The 21,293-nt window shown below is 59.7% G+C and carries 17 protein-coding genes; 11 read left to right on the top strand and 6 right to left on the bottom strand.

Translation table 11 applies throughout. The annotated features are described in order from the left end of the window. Positions 1-11: 11 nt before the first annotated feature. A complete protein-coding gene (locus SB725_RS01105; RefSeq protein ID WP_059181932.1) occupies positions 12-1,070 on the top strand; it encodes a helix-turn-helix domain-containing protein in 1,059 nt (352 codons plus the stop codon). After that, positions 1,067-1,558: a type II toxin-antitoxin system VapC family toxin gene (locus tag SB725_RS01100; RefSeq protein WP_059181931.1), complete on the top strand. Its 492-nt coding sequence runs from the start codon at positions 1,067-1,069 to the stop codon at positions 1,556-1,558. Before SB725_RS01105 ends, SB725_RS01100 begins: the two co-directional genes overlap by 4 nt. A gap of 9 nt (positions 1,559-1,567) precedes the next feature. Here the strand turns inward: SB725_RS01100 and SB725_RS01095 are convergent, their stop codons facing one another. Then, positions 1,568-2,866 carry an MFS transporter gene (locus SB725_RS01095; RefSeq protein ID WP_027926294.1) on the bottom strand — a complete coding sequence of 433 codons (1,299 nt, stop codon included), beginning with the start codon at positions 2,864-2,866 and terminating at the stop codon, positions 1,568-1,570. Positions 2,867-3,230: 364 nt separating this feature from the next. Here SB725_RS01095 and SB725_RS01090 point away from each other — a divergent pair, with 364 nt between their 5' ends. Both SB725_RS01090 and SB725_RS01085 read left to right on the top strand, forming a co-directional pair. Beyond that, the gene (locus SB725_RS01090) at positions 3,231-3,635 is read left to right on the top strand and encodes an acyl-CoA thioesterase (RefSeq protein ID WP_007942704.1); all 405 of its coding nucleotides are present in this window, start codon (positions 3,231-3,233) and stop codon (positions 3,633-3,635) included. 57 nt (positions 3,636-3,692) lie between these two features. Beyond that, a complete protein-coding gene (locus SB725_RS01085) occupies positions 3,693-4,592 on the top strand; it encodes a D-hexose-6-phosphate mutarotase (RefSeq protein WP_194940495.1) in 900 nt (299 codons plus the stop codon). A 113-nt stretch (positions 4,593-4,705) separates the two neighbouring features. On the opposite strand, the gene SB725_RS01080 is transcribed toward SB725_RS01085, so the two are convergent. From SB725_RS01080 to SB725_RS01060, 5 genes are all read right to left on the bottom strand, one after another. After that, positions 4,706-5,242: a DUF3299 domain-containing protein gene (locus SB725_RS01080; RefSeq protein WP_059181930.1), complete on the bottom strand. Its 537-nt coding sequence runs from the start codon at positions 5,240-5,242 to the stop codon at positions 4,706-4,708. Between the two features lie 89 nt (positions 5,243-5,331). Continuing rightward, a complete protein-coding gene (locus SB725_RS01075) occupies positions 5,332-5,577 on the bottom strand; it encodes a GlsB/YeaQ/YmgE family stress response membrane protein (protein ID WP_027926291.1) in 246 nt (81 codons plus the stop codon). A 111-nt stretch (positions 5,578-5,688) separates the two neighbouring features. Further along, positions 5,689-6,771: a 5-(carboxyamino)imidazole ribonucleotide synthase gene (locus tag SB725_RS01070; RefSeq protein ID WP_410921173.1), complete on the bottom strand. Its 1,083-nt coding sequence runs from the start codon at positions 6,769-6,771 to the stop codon at positions 5,689-5,691. 11 nt (positions 6,772-6,782) lie between these two features. Next, positions 6,783-7,274 (bottom strand): 5-(carboxyamino)imidazole ribonucleotide mutase, encoded by a 492-nt coding sequence (purE, locus tag SB725_RS01065; protein WP_008030713.1) that lies wholly within the window; start codon positions 7,272-7,274, stop codon positions 6,783-6,785. A gap of 243 nt (positions 7,275-7,517) precedes the next feature. After that, positions 7,518-8,426 (bottom strand): LysR substrate-binding domain-containing protein, encoded by a 909-nt coding sequence (locus SB725_RS01060; protein WP_027926289.1) that lies wholly within the window; start codon positions 8,424-8,426, stop codon positions 7,518-7,520. A 180-nt stretch (positions 8,427-8,606) separates the two neighbouring features. On the opposite strand from SB725_RS01060, the gene aspA reads away from it, so the two are divergent. The 7 genes from aspA (at position 8,607) to SB725_RS01025 (ending at position 21,285) form a co-directional block, all read left to right on the top strand. After that, on the top strand, positions 8,607-10,031 hold the full coding sequence (gene aspA, locus SB725_RS01055) for an aspartate ammonia-lyase (RefSeq protein WP_027926288.1): 1,425 nt from the start codon (positions 8,607-8,609) through the stop codon (positions 10,029-10,031). A 497-nt stretch (positions 10,032-10,528) separates the two neighbouring features. Further along, positions 10,529-11,980, top strand: coding sequence for an alanine/glycine:cation symporter family protein (locus tag SB725_RS01050; RefSeq protein WP_059181929.1), 1,452 nt, complete (start codon positions 10,529-10,531; stop codon positions 11,978-11,980). A 92-nt stretch (positions 11,981-12,072) separates the two neighbouring features. Then, complete coding sequence (locus SB725_RS01045) at positions 12,073-13,077, top strand: asparaginase (protein WP_027926286.1); 1,005 nt, start codon at positions 12,073-12,075, stop codon at positions 13,075-13,077. Positions 13,078-13,241: 164 nt separating this feature from the next. After that, on the top strand, positions 13,242-14,234 hold the full coding sequence (locus tag SB725_RS01040) for an AraC family transcriptional regulator (protein ID WP_027926285.1): 993 nt from the start codon (positions 13,242-13,244) through the stop codon (positions 14,232-14,234). A gap of 174 nt (positions 14,235-14,408) precedes the next feature. Beyond that, positions 14,409-15,440 carry a histone deacetylase family protein gene (locus SB725_RS01035; RefSeq protein ID WP_027926284.1) on the top strand — a complete coding sequence of 344 codons (1,032 nt, stop codon included), beginning with the start codon at positions 14,409-14,411 and terminating at the stop codon, positions 15,438-15,440. A gap of 12 nt (positions 15,441-15,452) precedes the next feature. After that, on the top strand, positions 15,453-16,553 hold the full coding sequence (locus tag SB725_RS01030; RefSeq protein WP_410921172.1) for a polyamine ABC transporter substrate-binding protein: 1,101 nt from the start codon (positions 15,453-15,455) through the stop codon (positions 16,551-16,553). 151 nt (positions 16,554-16,704) lie between these two features. Then, entirely contained in the window at positions 16,705-21,285 is a 4,581-nt protein-coding gene (locus SB725_RS01025; protein ID WP_410921171.1) for a dermonecrotic toxin domain-containing protein, read from the top strand. Positions 21,286-21,293: the final 8 nt, after the last annotated feature.

The following is a 21,293-nucleotide window of genomic DNA, read 5'->3' as shown; positions in this document are numbered from 1 at the left end:
GAGAGGACCCCATGATTAACGACCGAATTCGCCGCGCCCGCCTACTGCGGGGCATGTCTCTAGAGGCTTTAGCACTCAAGCTTGGCGATATCACCAAGCAAGGCCTCAGCAAATACGAGAAAGGGTCAAGCACTCCAAACTCCGCACGCCTGTTACAAATGGCAAAAGTATTGGAGGTCAGTCCTGAGTACTTTTTCCGCGCGGAGGCTGTGCCACTTGCACCGTTAGAGTTTCGCAAACTGGCGAAAATGCCGAAGTACCGCCAGGTTCAAGTCGAAGAACAGATTCGTGAGCATCTCGAGCGCTACATCGCTCTGGAGGATTGCTTCGACCCGGCAGACATCCATACTCCGGCCACCCCAGCGCAAATGCTACCGGTTTCCTCTATAGAGGAAGCTGAACGCGCGGCCGAACAACTGCGTGAGTTCTGGAAGATCGGCAGTGATCCCATCTCCAACCTTACCGAGCAATTGGAAGAGCACAGCATCAAGGTAGCCATGCTCATGGGGCCAGATGACTTTGATGGGGCCTGCGCCGCTACCGGTGACGGTCGTCATGTCCTGATCGCGCTCAACGCCGAGCGTCCTGGCGAACGCATACGCTTCACCGCTGCCCATGAGCTGGGTCATTGGGTCATGCAGTTACCCGAAGAAATGCCCGAAAGAGAAAAGGAAAACTGCTGCCATCGTTTCGCGGGGGCCTTCCTCTATCCGGCCAAAGGTGTCACCAGTGACTTTGGTAACCACCCTCGCTCCAGGGTTCATCCCCGGGAACTGCTCATCGCCAAGCGCCAATATGGAATTTCGATGCACGCAGCACTGCGGCGCCTCAAGGATTTAAATCTTCTCAGCGACGGCGGTTACAAATCCCTCACCATTCAATTCAGCTCGAACGGCTGGCGCAAGGCCGAGCCAGAGCCATTGCCGTGCAAACCTCCACAACGTTTTGAGTCGTTGGTGTTTTGGGGATTGGCCGAAGGATTGATCACCAAATCCCGTGCAGCTGAACTTCTACGCAAACCAGTGAGCGCTTTAGATCCCAACTTCCTGGGCTCACTGGAGAGTGCATGACTCTGATCTACATCAGCGATACGAATATCTGGATCGATTTCAGGAATGCAGGGCTGCTGGAACAGATGTTCAGACTGCCGTTCACTCTTTGCTGCACAGATTTCGTACTGCACGAGCTCGAAGATTTTCCGCACGACGAATTGCTAGCCCACGGGTTAATAGTCGAATCATTCGAGGGTCCGGAAGTGGCACGGCTGTTCAGTCTGAAAATCGAACATAACAACAGCTCTCTGGCAGACGTTTCCTGCTATCTACTGGCTCAGCAAACAGGTCGACCGTTATTGACGGGGGACGGCAAACTTAGAAAGCAGGCACAAAAGGATGGGCTACAGGTACACGGTGCACTTTGGCTGCTGGACCTGATGGTTGACTGCCAGGTTGTTGGATTGCAGCAGGCTGCGGATGCTTTAGAGGACATGCTTATGCGCGGAGCACGTTTACCGTCAGGCGAGTGTGAGGCAAGGCTTTCGCGCTGGCGAAAGCCTTGATGGCGACGGTTAGCGCCCCTTCTTCCAGAGATACCCACCCACCACAATCCCGACCCCGCAAATGATCGCCACATAATAGGCAGGCCCCATCGGGCTCTCCTTCAGCAGCAACGTCACCACCATCGGCGTCAAACCACCGAAAATCGCGTAGGCCAGGTTGTACGAGAACGACAACCCGCTGAACCGCACCACCGCCGGGAAGGCCTTCACCATCACGTACGGCACCGCGCCGATGGTGCCCACCAGCAAACCGGTCAAGGCATACATCGGAAACAGCCAGTCCGGGTGATTGAACAGGCTGTGATAGAACGTCCACGAGCTGATCAGCAACGCGGCGCTGCCAAACACGAACACCCGTCCGGCACCAAAGCGATCCGCCAGCGCACCGGACGCCACACAGCCCAGGCTGAGGAACACAATCGCCAGGCTGTTGGCCTGCAACGCCGTGGTCGGCGAGAAGTGGTAAACGGTCTGCAACACGGTCGGGGTCATCAGGATGACCACGATGATGCCGGCGGACAGCAGCCAGGTCAGCAGCATGGAAATCAGGATCGCCCCGCGATGGTCACGCAGTACGGCGCGTAGCGGCACTTCTTCAGCCAGGGCCTTGCGCAGTTGCAGTTCGGCGAACACCGGGGTTTCGTGCAGCCAGCGGCGCAGGTACACCGAGAACAGGCCGAACACACCACCGAGCAGGAACGGGATCCGCCAGGCGTAATCCGAGACTTCCACGGGGGTGTAGATGCTGTTGATCGCCGTGGCGACCAGCGAGCCCAGCAGAATGCCTGCCGTCAGACCGCTGGTCAGGGTGCCGCAGGCGTAGCCGATATGCCGTTGCGGCACGTGTTCGGAAACGAAGACCCACGCGCCGGGCACTTCACCGCCAATCGCTGCGCCTTGAATCACCCGCATCAGCAGCAAGAGGATCGGTGCCCACATGCCAATCTGCGCATAAGTCGGCAGCAAACCCATGATCAGGGTCGGTACCGCCATCATGAAGATGCTCAGGGTGAACATCTTCTTGCGTCCCAGCAGGTCGCCGAAGTGCGCCATGACGATGCCGCCCAACGGGCGCGCCAGGTAGCCGGCAGCGAAAATGCCGAAGGTCTGCATCAGCCGCAGCCACTCGGGCATGTCCGCCGGGAAGAACAGTTTGCCCACCACCGTGGCGAAGAACACGAAGATGATGAAGTCGTAGAACTCCAACGCACCGCCCAGGGCAGACAGCGATAGAGTCTTGTAGTCGTTGCGGGTCAAGGGACGTGCGGGTTGAGTCGGCTGCGCGATGCTCGAGGGCGCTGTGGTCATGGCAAGGGCTTCTCTTATAGTCGAATCTGCAACCTCAACAACGCTGGCGGAGGCTTGGGCAGGTCCGGCACCATAACAAATTGTTCGAAAAAGCACATAGAGGTGCGTTTTTGACGGTCAAAATGAGAACCCGGCGGTCGTCTCGGAGTCTACCGACCGATATACTCGGGATCTTGCAACAGTTTGAAAGGGTTGCTGTGCGAAGACGCTGCTGGCTCTACCAGTCGATTTCGCAGAGTTTCCCTTTAGGCGCCTTACGAAAAACGTGACGAACGTAGTATGTTCGGGGCTGAATCGTTTTTCTTGAAAGCGGCTATTCACCTGAAGTACCAACGAAGAGTCACGGGTCAGAGGCACCCCCGGCATGATAGAGCTCGAACAAGAAGATCCAATCCCGCAAGGCGATCTGGCCCTGCAAATCACCGCGCTTCCTCGCGAAACCAACGGCTTCGGCGATATTTTCGGCGGCTGGCTGGTGGCGCAGATGGATTTGGCCGGCACCGCCATGGCCAGCAAGGTTGCTGGCGGGCGTGTTGCCACCGTTGCGATTGATCGCATGGCGTTCCTGGTTCCAGTGGCGGTGGGCGCCCAGCTCTCCTTTTATACCCAGGCCCTGGAAATCGGCCGCAGCTCGATCAAGATGATGGTCGAGGTCTGGAGCGACGATCCGCTGTCCAGCGAGTGGCGTAAAGTGACTGAAGCGGTGTTTGTGTTCGTCGCCATCGACGGCAGCGGCCGTACTCGCTCGGTTCCGCCCCGCGCGCGTTAAACGCTGAGGCGGTTTTGCGGTCCATTGCAGTCATTGTTCCCGATCGAGAGTTGTCCCATGAACACGCCCAACGTTGAAGCCGTGAAACTGGATGAACTGAACTGCTGGCGCATCCGCCACGGCCAGGCTGAATTGCTGGTCGCCCAGCAAGGCGCGCACATCCTCAGTTATCAATTGGCCGGCCAACCGCCGCTGATCTGGCTCAACGATGAGGCCGTGTTCAAGACCGGCAAGAGCATCCGCGCCGGCATGCCGGTGTGCTGGCCGTGGTTCGGCAACCTTGCACGCAACCCGCAGAGCGTTCAGGCGATGCGCGTCAGCCATGAAGCGCCGAGCGCCCACGGTTTTGTCCGGGCAATGGATTGGGAGTTGGGCGGCATTGAGGCCGAAGGCGAAAGCCTCAAGGTGGAATTTGTCCTGCCCTACCCTGAAGGTGGCTTTGCGCAGTGGCCGCATCAGGTGGATTTGAAGCTGAGCATTCGTCTGGATGAGCAACTACACATCAGCCTGACCAGCCATAACCAGGGCACGGATACCGTCACCCTCAGCCAGGCGCTGCACAGTTATTTCGCGGTCAGCGATGTACGCAACGTGCAGGTTGAAGGGCTGGATGGCTTGAGCTACATCGAGACGCTGGATGACTGGAAAACCGTCACTCAGTCTGGTGACCTGCAGTTTACCGGCGAGACTGATCGCATTTACCTCGATCCCCCGACGACGCTGAGCATTGTCGATCCGGCGTGGGAGCGACGCATCGAGCTGACCAGCAGCGGGTCGCGCGCAGCGGTGATCTGGAACCCGTGGATCGAGCGTGCGGCAGCGTTCAGCGACATGGCCGACGATGGCTGGCAGCGGATGCTGTGCATCGAGACGGCGAATGTGATGGGTGATGTGGTGACACTGGCACCGGGTGCCAGCCATACCTTGGGCGTAAGCATCGCCAGCAAATCCCTCTAACACTGCAAAACAATGTGGGAGCGAGCTTGCTCGCGACGAAGCCATAACATCCAACATCAATGTTGACTGTTACACCGCCATCGCGAGCAGGCTCACTCCGACATTTTGATCACCTACAGATCCGATTCTTTTACTACCCGCACCTTCGCCGCATCCAGCGCATACGCCGCATCAGCCAGGTCGTTGTTGACCTTCTCGATCTTCAACGTGCCGGTTACCCACAGTGGTGTATAGATGTCATCCAGCTTCAACCCCTTCGGATAACGCACCAGCACCAACTGGTTCGGCGGCGGTGGCGGCACGTGGATGCAGGCGCCCGGGTAAGGCACGAGGAAGAACAGCGTGCTGCGGCCCTTGGCGTCGGACTCAAGCGGCACCGGGTAACCCCCGATGCGGATGTTCTTGTCGTTCATCGACGGCACGGTCTTGGTCGAATACATCACCGCCGGCAAGCCTTTGCTCTGCTTCATGCCACCTTTCGCAGTAAAGGTGCCATCGCCTTCAGGGGAGTTGTGGTCGATTTCGGGCATGGCTTCGAGGGCTTTCTGGTCCGACTTGGGCATCAGTTCCAGCCAGTCGGTTTCCGGCAGTTCGCCGGCATGGGCCAAACCACTGCCCAGAAAAAGGAGAGTCAACAGAAGACGGCGCATTGAGGTGCTCGGTAAAGGAAGAGGCGATAAGTCGCCGAGCATTCTAGCCCTCTCTGCGTGCGGCGCAGAGGGGGCTTTGTCGCTTTGGATCAGTTCTTTTTGATCAAACCGTAGATCACCAGCAACACCACCGCGCCAACCAGCGCACCGATGAAACCAGCGCCTTCGCCCGCGTGGTAGATGCCCAGAGCCTGGCCGCCGTAAGTGGCCGCCAGCGAACCGCCGATACCGAGCAGGATGGTCATGATCCAGCCCATGCTGTCATCGCCCGGTTTCAGGAACCGAGCCAGCAGGCCAACGATCAAGCCGATAAAGATGGTTCCGATAATTCCCATGGCATTTCCCTCTGATTGGTTGGTTATGCGAAAGCCTAGTCAGACTTTGGCATCCTGCCATGAGAGAACGGCGGCCCCAGAATGGTTCCGCCGCGGCCACATGAAACTATCTTATTCGGCGATGAGCGCTTCGACCTTGAGGATCTGTGCCGCCAGTGTCTCGCGGTCTGCACAGCGCAGGTTGGCGTGACCAACCTTGCGACCGGCCTTGAACGCCTTGCCGTAGTGGTGCAGATGGCAATCGGCAATCGCGATCACCTTCTCCACCGGCGGTACAACGCCGATGAAGTTGAGCATCGCGCTTTCACCGATTTTGGCCGTCGAACCCAGCGGCAGACCGGCAACGGCGCGCAGGTGGTTTTCGAATTGGCTGCACTCGGCGCCTTCGGTGGTCCAGTGCCCGGAGTTGTGTACGCGCGGGGCGATTTCGTTGGCCTTGAGACCCCCGTCGACTTCAAAGAATTCGAACGCCATCACGCCGACATACTCCAGCTGCTTGAGCACGCGGCTGGAATAGTCTTCCGCCAGGGCTTGCAGCGGGTGATCGGTGCTGGCCACGGACAGCTTGAGGATGCCGCTGTCGTGGGTGTTGTGAACCAGTGGATAGAAGCGGGTTTCGCCATCGCGAGCGCGCACGGCGATCAGCGACACTTCGCCAGTGAACGGCACGAAGCCTTCCAGCAGGCAAGCAACGCTGCCCAGCTCGACGAAGGTGCCGACCACGTCTTCCGGTTTGCGCAGGACTTTCTGGCCCTTGCCGTCGTAACCCAGGGTGCGGGTTTTCAGCACGGCCGGCAGACCGATCGAAGCCACGGCGGCGTCCAGATCGGCTTGCGACTGGATGTCGGCGAACGCCGGGGTCGGAATCCCCAGGTCCTTGAACATGCTCTTCTCGAACCAGCGATCACGGGCAATGCGCAGGGCTTCGGCGCTCGGGTAGACCGGCACGAATTGCGAGAGGAACGCCACGGTTTCGGCCGGGACGCTTTCGAACTCGAAGGTCACCAGATCGACTTCATCGGCGAGCTGACGCAGGTGATCCTGATCGCCGTAATCGGCCCGCAGGTGTTCGCCCAACGCGGCTGCGCAAGCATCCGGCGCGGGGTCCAGGAAAGCGAAGTTCATACCCAGCGGGGTGCCCGCCAGCGCCAACATGCGACCCAACTGGCCGCCACCGATTACACCGATCTTCATCGTCAACAACCTCAGGCGATGCGTGGGTCTGGATTGTCCAGGACGCTGTCTGTCTGCTCAGCACGGAAAGTTTTCAGCACTTCGTGGAACTGCGGGTGCTTGGCGCCCAGGATGCTCGCCGACAGCAGCGCGGCATTGATCGCGCCAGCCTTGCCGATGGCCAGGGTCGCAACCGGGATGCCGGCCGGCATCTGCACGATGGACAGCAGCGAATCGACGCCGGACAGCATCGCCGACTGCACCGGCACGCCCAGCACCGGCAGGTGGGTCTTGGCCGCACACATGCCTGGCAAATGGGCTGCGCCACCGGCACCGGCGATAATCACCTCAATGCCACGGGCCTCAGCCTCTTCGGCGTACTGGAACAGCAGGTCCGGGGTGCGGTGGGCAGAGACCACTTTCACCTCGTAAGGGATGCCGAGCTTTTCCAGCATATCGGCGGTGTGGCTAAGGGTGGACCAATCGGACTTGGAGCCCATGATCACGCCAACCAGTGCACTCATCGTCGTGCCTCTTCTCTCTGGGCGCCCGCAGGCGCGTCAAAAAACAACAAGCCACGCAGGATGCGTGGCTTGATTGTACGAATTATGGCCGGGCGAACCGGCCGAAGGCCGCGCAGTATACCGTAATGACACAGATAAACAGCCCCCGAAACGACCATCTGTCATACGGCGCAAAGGGCCGGTTTTATTGACTTGCGAGTCAGCCAACTACACCACAAATCCCTTGTGGGAGCGTCGGTGTGTTCAAGTGCCTTGCGCGGCGCCGCCTTCGAGCTTGCGCCACAGCAATCGCACGTTGGCCTTGCGCACCAGTGCGCAGCGGTACAGGCGAATTTCCAGCGGCACATGCCATTGCGGGCCACCACACACCACCAGCTCACCCCGAGCCAGTTCGGCGCGCACACTGAGTTGTGGCACCCAGGCAATCCCCAAGCCTTCCAGCGCCATGCTTTTCAGGCTGTCGGCCATGGCGGTTTCATAAATAGTGGTGAAGCGCAGCGCCCGCTGGCGCAACAGCATGTTCACCGAACGACCGAGAAACGCGCCAGCGCTGTAGGCGAGCAAAGGCACGCTGCCCTCGCCTTCCAGATCGAACAACGGCTTGCCGTCCGCATCCGCCGCGCACACCGGGAGCATTTCGGTATGGCCGAGGTGCAGCGAAGGGAAGATTTCCGGGTCCATCTGCAACGCCGCATCCGGGTCGTAGAACGCCAGCATCAAATCGCAACCGCCTTCACGCAGGGCATGCACCGCGTCGCCGACGTTGGTCGCGACCAGACGCGTCGCGATGTTCAAACCTTCGTTACGCAGCTGCGCGATCCAGCGCGGAAAGAAGCCCAGCGCCAATGAGTGAGCGGCGGCGACTTGCATGACTTCGCCCTGCCCGCCTTCGAGGTGATGAAGATGGCGCAGTACTTCGCCCAGCTGTTCGACCACGGTCCGCGCCGTCACCAGAAACAATTGCCCCGCCGCCGTCAGCTCGATAGGCGTGCGCGAGCGATTGACCAGTTGCAACCCCAGCGCGGCTTCAAGGCTGCGGATCCGCCGGCTGAACGCCGGTTGCGTCACGAAGCGTCGTTCGGCAGCCTGGGAGAAGCTGCGAGTGGCGGCCAGGGCGCTGAAGTCCTCAAGCCATTTACTTTCCAGATTCATCACGCCCTCCCGGACACGCACCAATTTAGGTCACACGCTCGCCACAGACGCGGCGTCACATGGGCATTATGCCGAATGTGCATAGGCCAGTGTTTAACAGCATTGGCCGAAAATTCTCCACAAGCCTAGCATTTGCAGTGTTCCGGCACAGACCGGGTCCATATCGAGATGATTTCTATCATGTCCTCCGCTGCATCTTTCCGCACAGAAAAAGACCTGCTTGGCGTACTCGAAGTACCTGCGCAAGCGTATTACGGCATCCAGACCCTGCGAGCGGTGAATAACTTCCGCCTCTCGGGCGTTCCGATTTCGCATTACCCGAAGCTGGTTGTCGGTCTGGCGATGGTCAAACAGGCCGCCGCTGACGCCAACCGCGAACTGGGTCACCTGAGCGAAGCCAAGCACGCTGCCATCAGCGAAGCCTGTGCACGTTTGATCCGCGGCGATTTCCACGAAGAGTTCGTGGTGGACATGATTCAAGGCGGCGCTGGCACTTCGACCAACATGAATGCCAACGAAGTCATCGCCAACATCGCACTGGAGGCCATGGGTCACCAGAAAGGCGAATACCAATACCTGCACCCGAACAACGACGTGAACATGGCGCAGTCGACCAACGACGCCTACCCGACGGCGATCCGCCTGGGTCTGCTGCTGGGTCACGACGCGTTGCTGGCCAGCCTCGACAGCCTGATCCAGTCGTTCGCCGCCAAAGGTGAAGAATTCAGCCACGTCCTGAAGATGGGTCGTACCCAGCTGCAAGACGCCGTGCCGATGACCCTGGGCCAGGAATTCCGTGCCTTCGCCACGACCCTGGGCGAAGACCTGGCGCGTCTGAAAACACTGGCACCCGAGCTGCTGACCGAAGTGAACCTGGGTGGTACGGCGATCGGTACCGGCATCAACGCCGACCCGCGTTACCAGCACCTGGCCGTTCAGCGCCTGGCCCTGATCAGCGGTCAACCGCTGGTTCCGGCCGCCGACCTGATCGAAGCCACGTCCGACATGGGCGCCTTCGTACTGTTCTCCGGCATGCTCAAGCGTACCGCGGTCAAACTGTCGAAGATCTGCAACGACCTGCGCCTGCTGTCCAGCGGCCCACGCACCGGCATCAACGAAATCAACCTGCCAGCGCGTCAGCCAGGCAGCTCGATCATGCCAGGCAAGGTCAACCCGGTTATTCCGGAAGCCGTTAACCAGGTGGCATTCCAGATCATCGGTAACGACCTGGCGCTGACCATCGCGGCCGAAGGCGGCCAGTTGCAACTGAACGTGATGGAGCCGCTGATCGCGTTCAAGATCTTCGACTCGATCCGTCTGCTGCAACGCGCCATGGACATGCTGCGCGAGCACTGCATCACCGGCATCACCGCGAACGAAGAGCGTTGCCGCGAACTGGTCGAGCACTCGATCGGCCTGGTCACCGCACTGAACCCGTACATCGGCTATGAAAACGCCACCCGCATCGCCCGTATCGCCCTCGAAAGCGGCCGCGGCGTGCTGGAACTGGTGCGCGAAGAAGGTTTGCTCGACGACGCCATGCTCGCCGACATCCTGCGCCCGGAAAACATGATTGCTCCGCGTCTGGTTCCGCTTAAAGCCTGAACGGACGCGTTACTTGTAGCACCGCTCACCAGGTCGAGGGACTAGACACCTCTCACCTTTTGAGGGCTTGGGGATATTTCCCCAGGCCCTTTTTTTTAACTTTTGAAAGAACAACCGTCTTCTGTAGGAGTGAGCCTGCTCGCGATGAACGATAACGCGGTGTCACTGAAATACCGCAGTGTCTGCATCGCGAGCAGGCTCACGCCTACACAAGCCTGGCGCAAAAATGTCAGGTGTTTCAAAGGCTTCTCGTCATCGCTTGCACCACAACTGTGCAGACGGACGGCACTCTCCTAGGTATAGTGCCGCCCCTCTTCGCATGAGCGGTCGTCGGTAACGAGGCCCAAACCCATGCGAAACCCGAACTAATAACAAACCTGCGAAATGGGACCGGGACGAACACGCGCCTCACCTGTTGTGCCACGCGCACAGCGGTGTAACTCGATGTTGCTGCCTGCCCAACATTTGCCTACACAAAAAACAGCGAGGAATAATCCATGCTCGAAGTCATTAACGACTTCCTCTCAGGGAAAGTACTGATCGTGCTCATTGTCGGGCTCGGTAGCTACTTCACGATCCGCTCGCGTTTCGTTCAATTGCGCCACTTCTTCCACATGTTCGCGGTCTTCGGCGACAGCCTCAAAAGCAGCGCCGGGCAACTCAGTTCGTTCCAGGCCTTGATGCTCAGCCTCGCCGGCCGCGTCGGCGCGGGCAACATCGCCGGTGTCGGGATTGCCGTGACCCTGGGCGGGCCCGGTGCGGTGTTCTGGATGTGGGTGACCGCGCTGGTCGGCATGTCCAGCAGCTTCTTCGAATGTTCCCTCGGCCAGCTCTACAAGCGCTGCGACTCCGACGGCACCTACCGTGGCGGCCCGTCCTATTACATCCAGCACGGCCTGCAAAAACGCTGGCTGGGCATGATCATGGCGTTCCTGCTGCTGATCACCTTCGGCTTCGCCTTCAACGGCCTGCAATCCCACGCCGTGACCCACTCGCTGAACAACGCCTTCGGCCTCGACACCACTTACACCGGCATCGCGCTGGCGGTATTGCTGGGCCTGGTGTTCATCGGCGGGATCAAGCGCATCGCCAAGGTCGCCGACCTGTTGGTGCCGGTGAAAACCCTGGTCTACATCGGCGTGACCATTTACGTGATCGTGCTGCAATTCGATCACGTGCCGGCGATGTTGATGACCATCGTTAAAAGCGCATTCGGTCTCGACCAGGCGTTTGGCGGCCTGATCGGCAGCGCGATTGTCATGGGCGTGAAGCGTGGCGTGTTTGCCAACGAAGCGGGCCTGGGCAGTGCGCCTAACGTGGCGGCAGTCGCGTCGGTCGAACACCCGGTTGCTCAGGGTGTCGTTCAAGCGTTCAGCGTGTTCCTCGACACCTTCGTGATCTGCACCTGCACCGCGCTGCTGATTCTGCTCTCGGGCTTCTACACCCCGGGCTTCGAAGGCGACGGCATTGCCCTGACCCAGAACTCGCTGGCAGCGGTCGTTGGTGACTGGGGCCGGATGTTCATTTCCGTGGCCCTGTCGTTGTTCGTGTTTACCTCGATTCTCTACAACTACTACCTGGGCGAGAGCAACCTGCGCTTCCTGATCGGTGAAAACCGCAAGGCGCTGATCGGCTACCGCGCATTGGTATTGGTGTTGATCTTCTGGGGCGCCATCGAAAACCTGAGCACCGTGTTCGCCTTCGCCGACATCACCATGACCCTGCTGGCGTTCGTGAACCTGATCGCGCTGTTCCTGCTGTTCAAGGTCGGCATGCGCATCCTGCGTGACTACGATGACCAGCGTGCTGCCGGGATCAAGACCCCGGTGTTCGATTCGAGCAAGTTCCCGGATCTGGACCTGGACCTGAAAGCCTGGCCGGCCAACCCGCCAGCGGCGGCCACCAAGGCTGAAGCCGAGCCACAAGGCGTACCCGCAGCGCAACGCTGATCGGTTAAAGTGCGGTATCCCATGTGGGAGCGACGGTGCGACGATTCGACTTGCTCGCTCCCACAGGAACTCATTGTTCTCGGAGAACTTCCATGAATTCCTCGACCTACCCTGCCGCCCAGCACGTCATGGTGCTCTACACCGGTGGCACCATCGGTATGCAAGCCAGCGCCCACGGCCTGGCCCCGGCGTCCGGTTTCGAAGCGCGGATGCGTGAATACCTGCACAGTCAGCCTGAACTGGTGGTGCCGCAGTGGCGCTTTCGCGAGATGTCGCCGCTGATTGACAGCGCCAACATGACCCCGACGTACTGGCAGCAACTGCGCGAAGCCGTGGTCGACGCTGTTGATGTTCAGGGCTGCGACAGCGTGCTGATCCTGCACGGCACCGACACCCTCGCCTACAGCGCGGCGGCCATGAGTTTTCAATGGCTCGGCCTGCATGCCCGCGTGTGTTTCACCGGCTCGATGCTGCCGGCCGGCGTAACCGACAGCGATGCCTGGGAAAACCTCAGCGGTGCGCTGGTTGCCCTTGGCCATGGCCTGGCGCCGGGCGTTCATCTGTACTTCCACGGCGAACTGCTGGACCCGACCCGTTGCGCGAAAGTGCGCAGTTTCGGTCGCCATCCGTTCAAGCGGCTTGAGCGTCAGGGTGGCGGTGTGAAAGCTGCTTCCCTGCCGACATCGCTGACCTATAACCAGCCCAAGCAACTGGCGAAAGTCGCCGTACTGCCGTTGTTCCCTGGTATCGGCGCTGAGATTCTTGACGGTTTGTTCGCCAGCGGCATTCAGGGTCTGGTACTGGAGTGCTACGGCAGTGGCACCGGCCCGAGTGATAACCCCGAGTTTCTCGCCAGCCTGGAGCGGGCGCGGGACAAGGGTGTTGTGGTTGTTGCGGTGACGCAATGCCATGAAGGTGGTGTTGAGCTGGATGTGTACGAGGCCGGCAGCCGTTTGCGTGGCGTTGGCGTGCTGTCGGGTGGCGGCATGACCCGCGAGGCGGCGTTCGGCAAGTTGCATGCGTTGTTGGGTTCGGGGCTGGATAACGCAGAAGTGCGTCGCCTCGTAGAACTCGACCTCTGCGGCGAGCTCATCTGACACCACACAAAACCCAGTGGGAGCGAGCCTGCTCGCGATAGCGGTATGTCTGACACATCGATGCTGGATGTGCCGACGCCATCGCGAGCAGGCTCACGCCTACAGGTTCTTAGCTCGGCATATAACTTGCTGCGTTCCGGTCACCCCAAGGCTGGAAGCCACCCATGCTCCACTCCCACCTCACCACCCTCAACGCCGTCTCCCTGGTGCTCAACACCTTCAAGGACCAAGGCCTGTCCAGCGAAGACTTGCTCGCCGGAAGCGGCATCAGCGCAGCGGACCTGAACCGGGCGGACACGCGCATCACCACCAATCAGGAGATGCAAGTCTGCGCCAACGCAGTCGCGCTCAAGCGTGACATCGGCCTGGAACTGGGCCGGCGAATGCACGTTTCGTGCTACGGAATGCTGGGTTATGCGTTGCTCACCAGTGCCACCTTCGGTGACGCTTTACGCTTGGCGATGCGCTATCCGGCGCTGTTGGGAACACTTTTCGAGCTGAGCCTGGAAGACGACGGCGAGCGTGTCTGGTTCGTCGCGGCGGACTACCGGGAAAGCCCGGCGATGGCGGTGTTCAATGCTGAATTCTGCCTGGTGTCGTTGAAAGTGATCTGCGACGACCTGCTCGGTCATCCGCTGCCGCTGCTGGCCGCGCGTTTCGAACACCCCGCGCCGGACTATCAGGCCACCTACGCCGAACATTTCGCTTGCAGGTTGAGCTTCGAGGCGCGGGACAACGCGTTTGCGTTCGATCGCAACTGGCTCGACCGACCCTTGCCGCTCGCCGATGCCATCACCCATCAGGCCATGGCCGAACGCTGCCGCAAACAGAACACTGAGTTCACCGGTCGCCAGGCGTGGCTTGGGCGGATTCGGCAGTTGCTCAGCGCCCAGTTAAATGCAGCGCCTGGGCTTGAGGGGTTGGCCGAGCAGATGAATTGTTCGGCGCGGACATTGCGTCGTCACCTCAAGGATTCGGGGTGCAGCTATCAGGAATTGCTCGATGAGCTGCGTTTCGAGCAGGCCAAGCAAATGCTCTGTGAAGACCAGATGCCGATCTACCGAATCGCCGAGGCACTGGGCTTCAGCGAGACCGCGAGTTTTCGGCATGCGTTTGTGCGCTGGAGTGGGGTGGCGCCAAGTCAGTTCAGGCCTTGAGGAATTTGGTGCCTGCTCGCGATAGCGGTTTCAAGAGCAGCGCACCATCAAGGGGCGAATTTCGGTCAGACTTTTTGGCCATATCCATCCCCTTTTGGCCTTTCCTGCCGTTCTCTCCAACGCCGCCTGCCGCAAGACTGTGTTCAACCGAATCAGCCTGCGGAGAACAAGAAAATGCTGACGATCTACTCGGACGATCACCACCTGCACCACGGCCGTTGCGAATTGATAGACGGGCAACTCAAGCCCTGCTTCGAAATGCCGTCGCGTGCCGACCATGTGTTGCAACGCGTAAAAAATCAGAACCTCGGCCCGGTCGAAGCGCCGCAGGATTTCGGCCTCGACCCGATCGCGCGAATCCACAGCCGCGACTACCTCGACTTCTTCAAGGGTGCCTGGGCACGCTGGACCGAATTCAACACCGATGGCGACTTGCTGCCCTACACCTGGCCGGCCCGAACCCTGCGCGCCATCAAACCCACCAGCCTGCATGGCCAACTCGGCTATTACAGCTTCGACGGCGGCGCACCGATCACCGCCGGTACCTGGCAAGCAGCGTACAGCGCGGCGCAAGTCGCGCTGACTGCCCAGGCGCAAATCCAGCGTGGCGCGCGCAGTGCCTTCGCCCTGTGCCGTCCACCGGGACACCACGCTGCCAGCGATTTGATGGGCGGTTATTGCTACCTCAACAATGCCGCCATCGCCGCCCAGGCGTTCCTCGATCAGGGCCATAAAAAAGTCGCGATCCTCGACGTCGACTACCACCACGGCAATGGCACCCAATCGATTTTCTACGAACGCAGCGACGTGCTGTTCACCTCGATCCACGGCCACCCGGAAGCCGAGTTTCCGTTCTTCCTCGGCTATGAAGACGAGCTCGGCGAAGGCGCGGGTGAAGGCTTCAATTTCAACTATCCTCTGCCCGCCGGCTCTGGTTGGGACACCTGGAGTGCAGCGCTGGATCTGGCCTGCCAGGAAATCGAAAACTACGGCGCCGACATTGTGATCGTCTCCCTGGGCGTCGATACGTTCAAGGACGATCCCATCTCTCAATTCAAACTCGACAGCCCCGACTACCTGGCCATGGGCGAGCGCATCGCGCGTCTGGGCAAGCCGACGCTGTTCGTGATGGAAGGCGGTTACGCGGTAGAAGAAATCGGCATCAATGCCGTGAACGTACTCGAAGGTTTTGAAAGCGCCCAATGAGGAATTAGAACAATGAACAGACTCAAGCGTTTTATCGTTCCGGCCCTGGGTGCCTTGGTGCTCAGTGGCGCTGCACACGCTGAAGAGCGAACGTTGCGCGTCTACAACTGGTTCGACTACATCACCCCCAAGGCGCTGGAAGACTTCAAGGCCCAGAACACCCAGACCAAACTGGTCTACGACATTTTCGACACCAACGAGGCGCTGGAAGCCAAGCTGCTGACCGGTAACTCCGGTTACGACGTGGTGGTGCCGTCCAATGTGTTCCTCGCCAAGCAGATCGAAGCCGGTGTGTTCCAGCCGCTGGACCGTAGCAAGCTGCCGAACTGGAATCACCTCGATCCGAAGCTGATGAAGCTGATCGAAGCCAACGACCCGGGCAACAAATTCGCCGTGCCCTACATGTACGGCACCATCCTGATCGGCTTCAACCCGGACAAGGTCAAAGCCGCTCTCGGCGACAACGCGCCGGTGGACAGCTGGGACCTGATCTTCAAGGAAGAGAACATCAGCAAGCTCAAGCAGTGCGGCGTCGCCCTGCTCGACTCGCCGTCGGAGATCCTGCCGCTGGCCCTGCAACACCTCGGCCTCGACCCCAACAGCAAAAAGCCTGCGGACTACGACCAGGCTGAAGCCCTGTTGATGAAAATCCGTCCGTACATCACCTACTTCCATTCTTCGAAATACATGGCCGACATCGCCAACGGTGACATCTGCGTCGCGGTCGGTTACTCCGGCAGCTTCTCCCAGGCAGCCAACCGCGCCAAGGAAGCCAAGAACGGCGTGATCGTCGACATGCGCCTGCCTAAGGAAGGCGCACCGATCTGGTTCGACATGCTCGCGATTCCCAAAGGCGCGAAGAACCCGGAAGACGCCTACACCTTCATCAACTACTTGCTGCAACCTCAAGTCATCGCGCCGGTCAGCGACTTTGTCGGTTACCCGAACCCGAACAAGGACGCCACGGAACTGGTCGACCCGGCGATCCGCAACAACCCGAACCTGTACCCGACCGAAACGGCGATGGGTACGCTATACACCCTGCAACCATTGCCGCGCGATGCCGAACGTGCGCGCACACGAGCCTGGACCAAGATCAAGTCCGGGACCTGATACCCGACTCAAAACCGAAGACCCGCGGCGACGCGGGTCTTTTTTTGCCTGCGATATTTATGTACCACCCGGCACTTTGGGCCGCCCGATACCTTCCACTGATCCCGCGCGGCGCAATCAGCAGCGGCGCGTTCTCAGTCAGGAGACGAGCATGTCCGAAACCGTTGCCCCAAGTGCAGAAGAGGTACTGACCCAGTTGGTCACCGGCCCTTCGATCAGAGAGGTCGCAGCGACCGCGCTGAGCCCTGCGCTCAACGCGCTGTATCCGCTGCTGAAGATTGACCCGACGCTTGCCACGGTCGTCACCCCGACCTGGATCGATACCGGCGACAACGTCGTGCCCGGCCCTGACCTGTTTGAATCGCTCACCGATGTGCTGGTACGACTCGGTTTGTCGGGATCGACGGTGACGCTCCTCGATGGAGAACATTTCCTCACCCTGCAACCGGGCACTGAACCGTTGGCTCAATTGCCGGTGAAAATCGATGCCATCGGGTGCCTGCTCAACGCGCTCGCCCCCCAGCTGTTCATCGCCTATCAGCACCAGCAGCTTGATTACTGGAACCAGGAGACAAGCCCTTCGACGCCGCGCTGGCATTCGCTCGCGCAATCGCTGCAGAACATCTGGAGCCCCGATCCCGCCTCGAACTGGGATGCCGATGAAAAAGCCATGGCCCAGGCCGTGTTCGCTCATCCGGAGCGCGCCACACGGCCACAGGACAAGTACCTGACCAAGGCCTGCCTGATCGACACCGATTGGGCTGAGAGCGCGGTCAGCGAACACCTGCGCGTTCTGGATATCGCCGTGTTCGTGGGCACATTGGGCGAGCGGACCCTGGTGCTGACGCACTCGATTGCCGAAGGGTTCAAGCGTTATGACTCTGTTGCGGCATTGGGTGAAACAGTGTTCGCCCCCCTTGGAACGTCAAGCATCGAGCAAACCCTGCAATGGCGACTGTATGAACCCGAGGGCAACTTCTTTCACCACCAGGCCTGCGCGCTAATTGCGCTCGAGGTCGAAGCCATCGGTGCACTCAGTGCGGTTCAGCACGCTTCTGTCACGAAACGTTCACCACAAATCAGTGCCGCGGCAAAAAGCTTCACTGAATTTGAAGCCCTGCCGTCGTCACGCTTCAGCAAGGTTCAGGGGTTACTGACAGGCTGGCTGAAAAACGCCTTGTCGGCGGACCTCACCCGCTACAGCCGACACTTGATGGACCTGGCGCAGCTGCGGGAACAGGACGCTGGAAAAACCTTCGACGAAGGCATCTCGTCACTGCCGGCGTTTGCGCTGCAAACCTTGCAAGAGCAGATGATCAAGGATCATCCCGCGGCAGCGGACCTGGATCTGCAAGACATTGAAATCAGCATCACCAGCGTCGTTGTGCTGGGCGCTGTCGTGATACCCGGCAAGACGCAAACCACCACGCTGTCGCTGATCGAACTGGCGCTGCAAAACCTGATTGCCGTTCCGCTGGGAAACAAGACGGTGAACTGCAAAAGTGGCGACGCAGTGCCCGTCTGGATGACTCCTGCCTATCTTGAAAAGCTCGTCACGCAGGTCGATATCGGTGGGGTTTACCCGACGCTGATCAAGCAAAAATTGCTTGATGATCCGCAAGAAGCGCAGCGAAGACAGGTGCTCTACACCCGCCATCTGCGTACCCAGCTGCCCTTGCAGGCGCTGCAGCACAAGATGCGCGGCGAGGCGGGTATTGATGAACGTGGTTATCAGTACGTCAATGCCGTCATGCAGGAAAACGCGGCCGACCGCAGGGTGAACGGGCAGGAGATTGTCATTCGACCACTGGCCTTTATGACCGGTGATCGCGCTGGCAGCAAAGGCGATGAAGTCGCCAACATGTTCGTCATCGGTCCGCGACTCACCGATAGAGGACCGTGCCTGCTCTACCGACCGTTACTCACCCCCTCGCTGATGCAGTACCCGAGCGAGGCCAATCTGCTGTATGCAATCAAGCACGAAAAACCGCTTCGCCAATCGATCCTGGCCTGGCTCTCCGACGATGTACGCTTCAACTATTCCCAGTACGTGTTTTCCGGTGAGTTGCCTTCGGTCTGGACGCTGACCCAATTGCTGGTCGATCCCACCTCAGCCCTGGGCAAGATGGGCACGGTGACACTCAGTGCAACGGCCCTCGATGACGCGCCGCTGGCGGCGTTGTTCAAAGCCAACGCCAACGCCATGATTACCCTGGCGGACCATCAATCGGTGTCCAATGCACAAGCTCGCTGGGCAACGCTCAAGCAAGGCACATGGATGCTGTTCAATGTCGCGCTGCCCTTCCTCGGTCGCACCGCCGGGGTGGCCGCGTGGATCTGGCAGATCATGGATGACTTGCAGAACATTACCGATGCCGAAGAAAACGACGACAGCTTACTCGCCTGGTCCGCCCTGACCGATCTGCTGTTGACGCTCGGCATGGTATTGGCCCATCGGGCTGCCACTCGCAACAAGCCCGTCTCGCGGTTGCCCGAGAAGGTCGAGCCGCCACCCGTAACACCCGAAAGCAAACCTGGCCACACCCTCACGGTCACCCGTCTGCCCGACCTCGATCAACTGCCATCCACCCATGAGACGTCTCTGCACGCAATCGCTGCGCTGCCGTCATCATCCCTGGGTGTCTTGCTTGATGGACTGGCCATCGCCGAACCCAAAGGAATGGCCGCCTCCAGCGAGCCCGGCCCTCACCAACACCTCAGTTCACTCAAGGGAAAGTGGTATGCGAAGGTTGACCAGCGATGGTTCGAGGTCACCTTCAACGACAATGACGATGTGCAGATCATTGACTCTAGCCGGTCACCCGCACGCACGGGGCCCTTGCTGGTCAAGAATGCCAGGGGCGAATGGTTTATCGATACGCGGCTGAGGCTCAAGGCCGGGGGCAAGGAAAAACAACGGCTGGAGCAACAAAACCGGCAACGCCAGACTGAACTGAAACAGCAAATGATAGCGTTCGAGCGCCAGACCAAAAGCCGCGAGACAGCACTCAAGGAAGCGGAAAAAAACGCGCAGGCGATTACCGCCACCGACACCCATCGTCGCTTGTACCTTGAAACGCTCGATGCGCAGATGTCATTCCTGAGCACCAACATGGAACAGATGAAAGCCTTCAATGCTCGCGAGGCGATTCCCAATTACCGAAAAGCAATGATCAGCCGCCTGGATTTCCAGCTTTCGCTGCTGCAAAAATGGTTCGTTCACCAGCAGCCGGTTTTCGGCAATCAAATGCGCCTTTCCCTCGACCTTCTCGACCACCCGCCAACGGAAAACACACAGACCGGCCGGCAAACCCATCAACTCACGGGCGAGTTGACCGCCAGCTACATCAACAAAATCGAGACTGCGCATGCGTGCTTCGAGCAACTGAACCTGCTCGGCAAAGAAGCCATCGAAGTGATCCGCGACGTCAAAGCCAACATGCCGTCGTTCGATTTGCTGGACCTCAAACTGTTCCAGATCACACTCGGTCAAGAGTTGTGCCTCGACAACAGCGTTGAACCCGCACCTGAAGCGCGCCAGGCACTGGAGAGCGTTGTCGAAAATGCAGGCCTCGCGATTCAGGCTTCACTGGACCTGGCCGCTGACGAAGAGGTGCTGCACTTGCCGGAGCGCATCGATGGACTCAGCGACCTGGTGGAGCAACTCACGATCACTGACCAGCGCATCGTTGATCTGCCCACGGAGTTTCCCGGGCAGTTCCTGCAAATCCCCCTCGACGTGATGCGCCAACGTCTCGAAGTTTTTCAACAGCGCACCGTGAAGCAACTGGCCGGCTTGCTGCGCGAACGCAAGGCACTTGAGCCGCTACCCGGCCCTTCCCGCCTGCCGAGCGCTCCCGCCAAGCGAATCATCAAGACCCGCTACAAAGGTACGGTGGTGGGCCAGCCACGTGTCGACTCCGTGACGCAAGGGTCAGAACTGATCGACGTGACCTCGGCGTTGACCGGCAAAGTCATCTCGACCTTTCACGAAAAGACCCCGGGGGTCTGGGTTGAAAGAGTGCCCCCTAGACCGGCCCCCCTCGACGTTAGCCAACCCGATTTGAGTGCAAGCACGGCTCAAGGCCAGGCATTGCTGGAGGGGTTGGATGCGTTTATTCGTCGAACGCAGGCCCACTCCAAAGGCACGCGACGAATACCTGTGGAAATAGAGGAAATGTTTCATCAGCAGGCTCACCGACTGCAGGACGCCGCCAGCGCAATCGAAGATGCGCTGACCGCCAGTAATTCCACCGAAGGTGGTTCGGGGTCCGCCGTGACGCTGGCCAAGCAACTGAACGACGGGGCCACCAGACTCTATAGTCAGGGACGCTTGACGCGAATCAGCATGACCAAACTACAGCCGCCGACGGCGGAGCGCGTCCGCTGGCTGCAAAGCGAAGGTCAGGTCGATATCGTCAAGACCCCCGGCCGACGCTTGCTCAAAAGCCGTAAAAGAGACTATCTCGAGGAATATGAGGTCCGCGATCACAGCAACCAAAGTGTTCTGTGGTATGCCCACTTCCACTACTCGGAGCCCGCTTCGCCTGCACACACCTTCACCGCGGCACACCTGAAAACAGTGCAACAACGGCTGCTGGGCGGCGCAACCGAGGCCCGCAACGCCAACGACGATCTCCTGGCGATCTCGATCTACCGCAGCGAAATCAGCCCGCAACTGGCGACCACCCTGTTCTTCGCAAAAGTGCCGACCTCGGCATCTGGGTCGTAAGCCTGATC

Origin of the sequence: Pseudomonas sp. SIMBA_041, from assembly GCF_046535095.1 — a bacterium.
In the GTDB taxonomy this organism is placed as follows: domain Bacteria; phylum Pseudomonadota; class Gammaproteobacteria; order Pseudomonadales; family Pseudomonadaceae; genus Aquipseudomonas; species Aquipseudomonas mucoides.
This window is presented reverse-complemented; position numbering and strand designations above follow the sequence as displayed.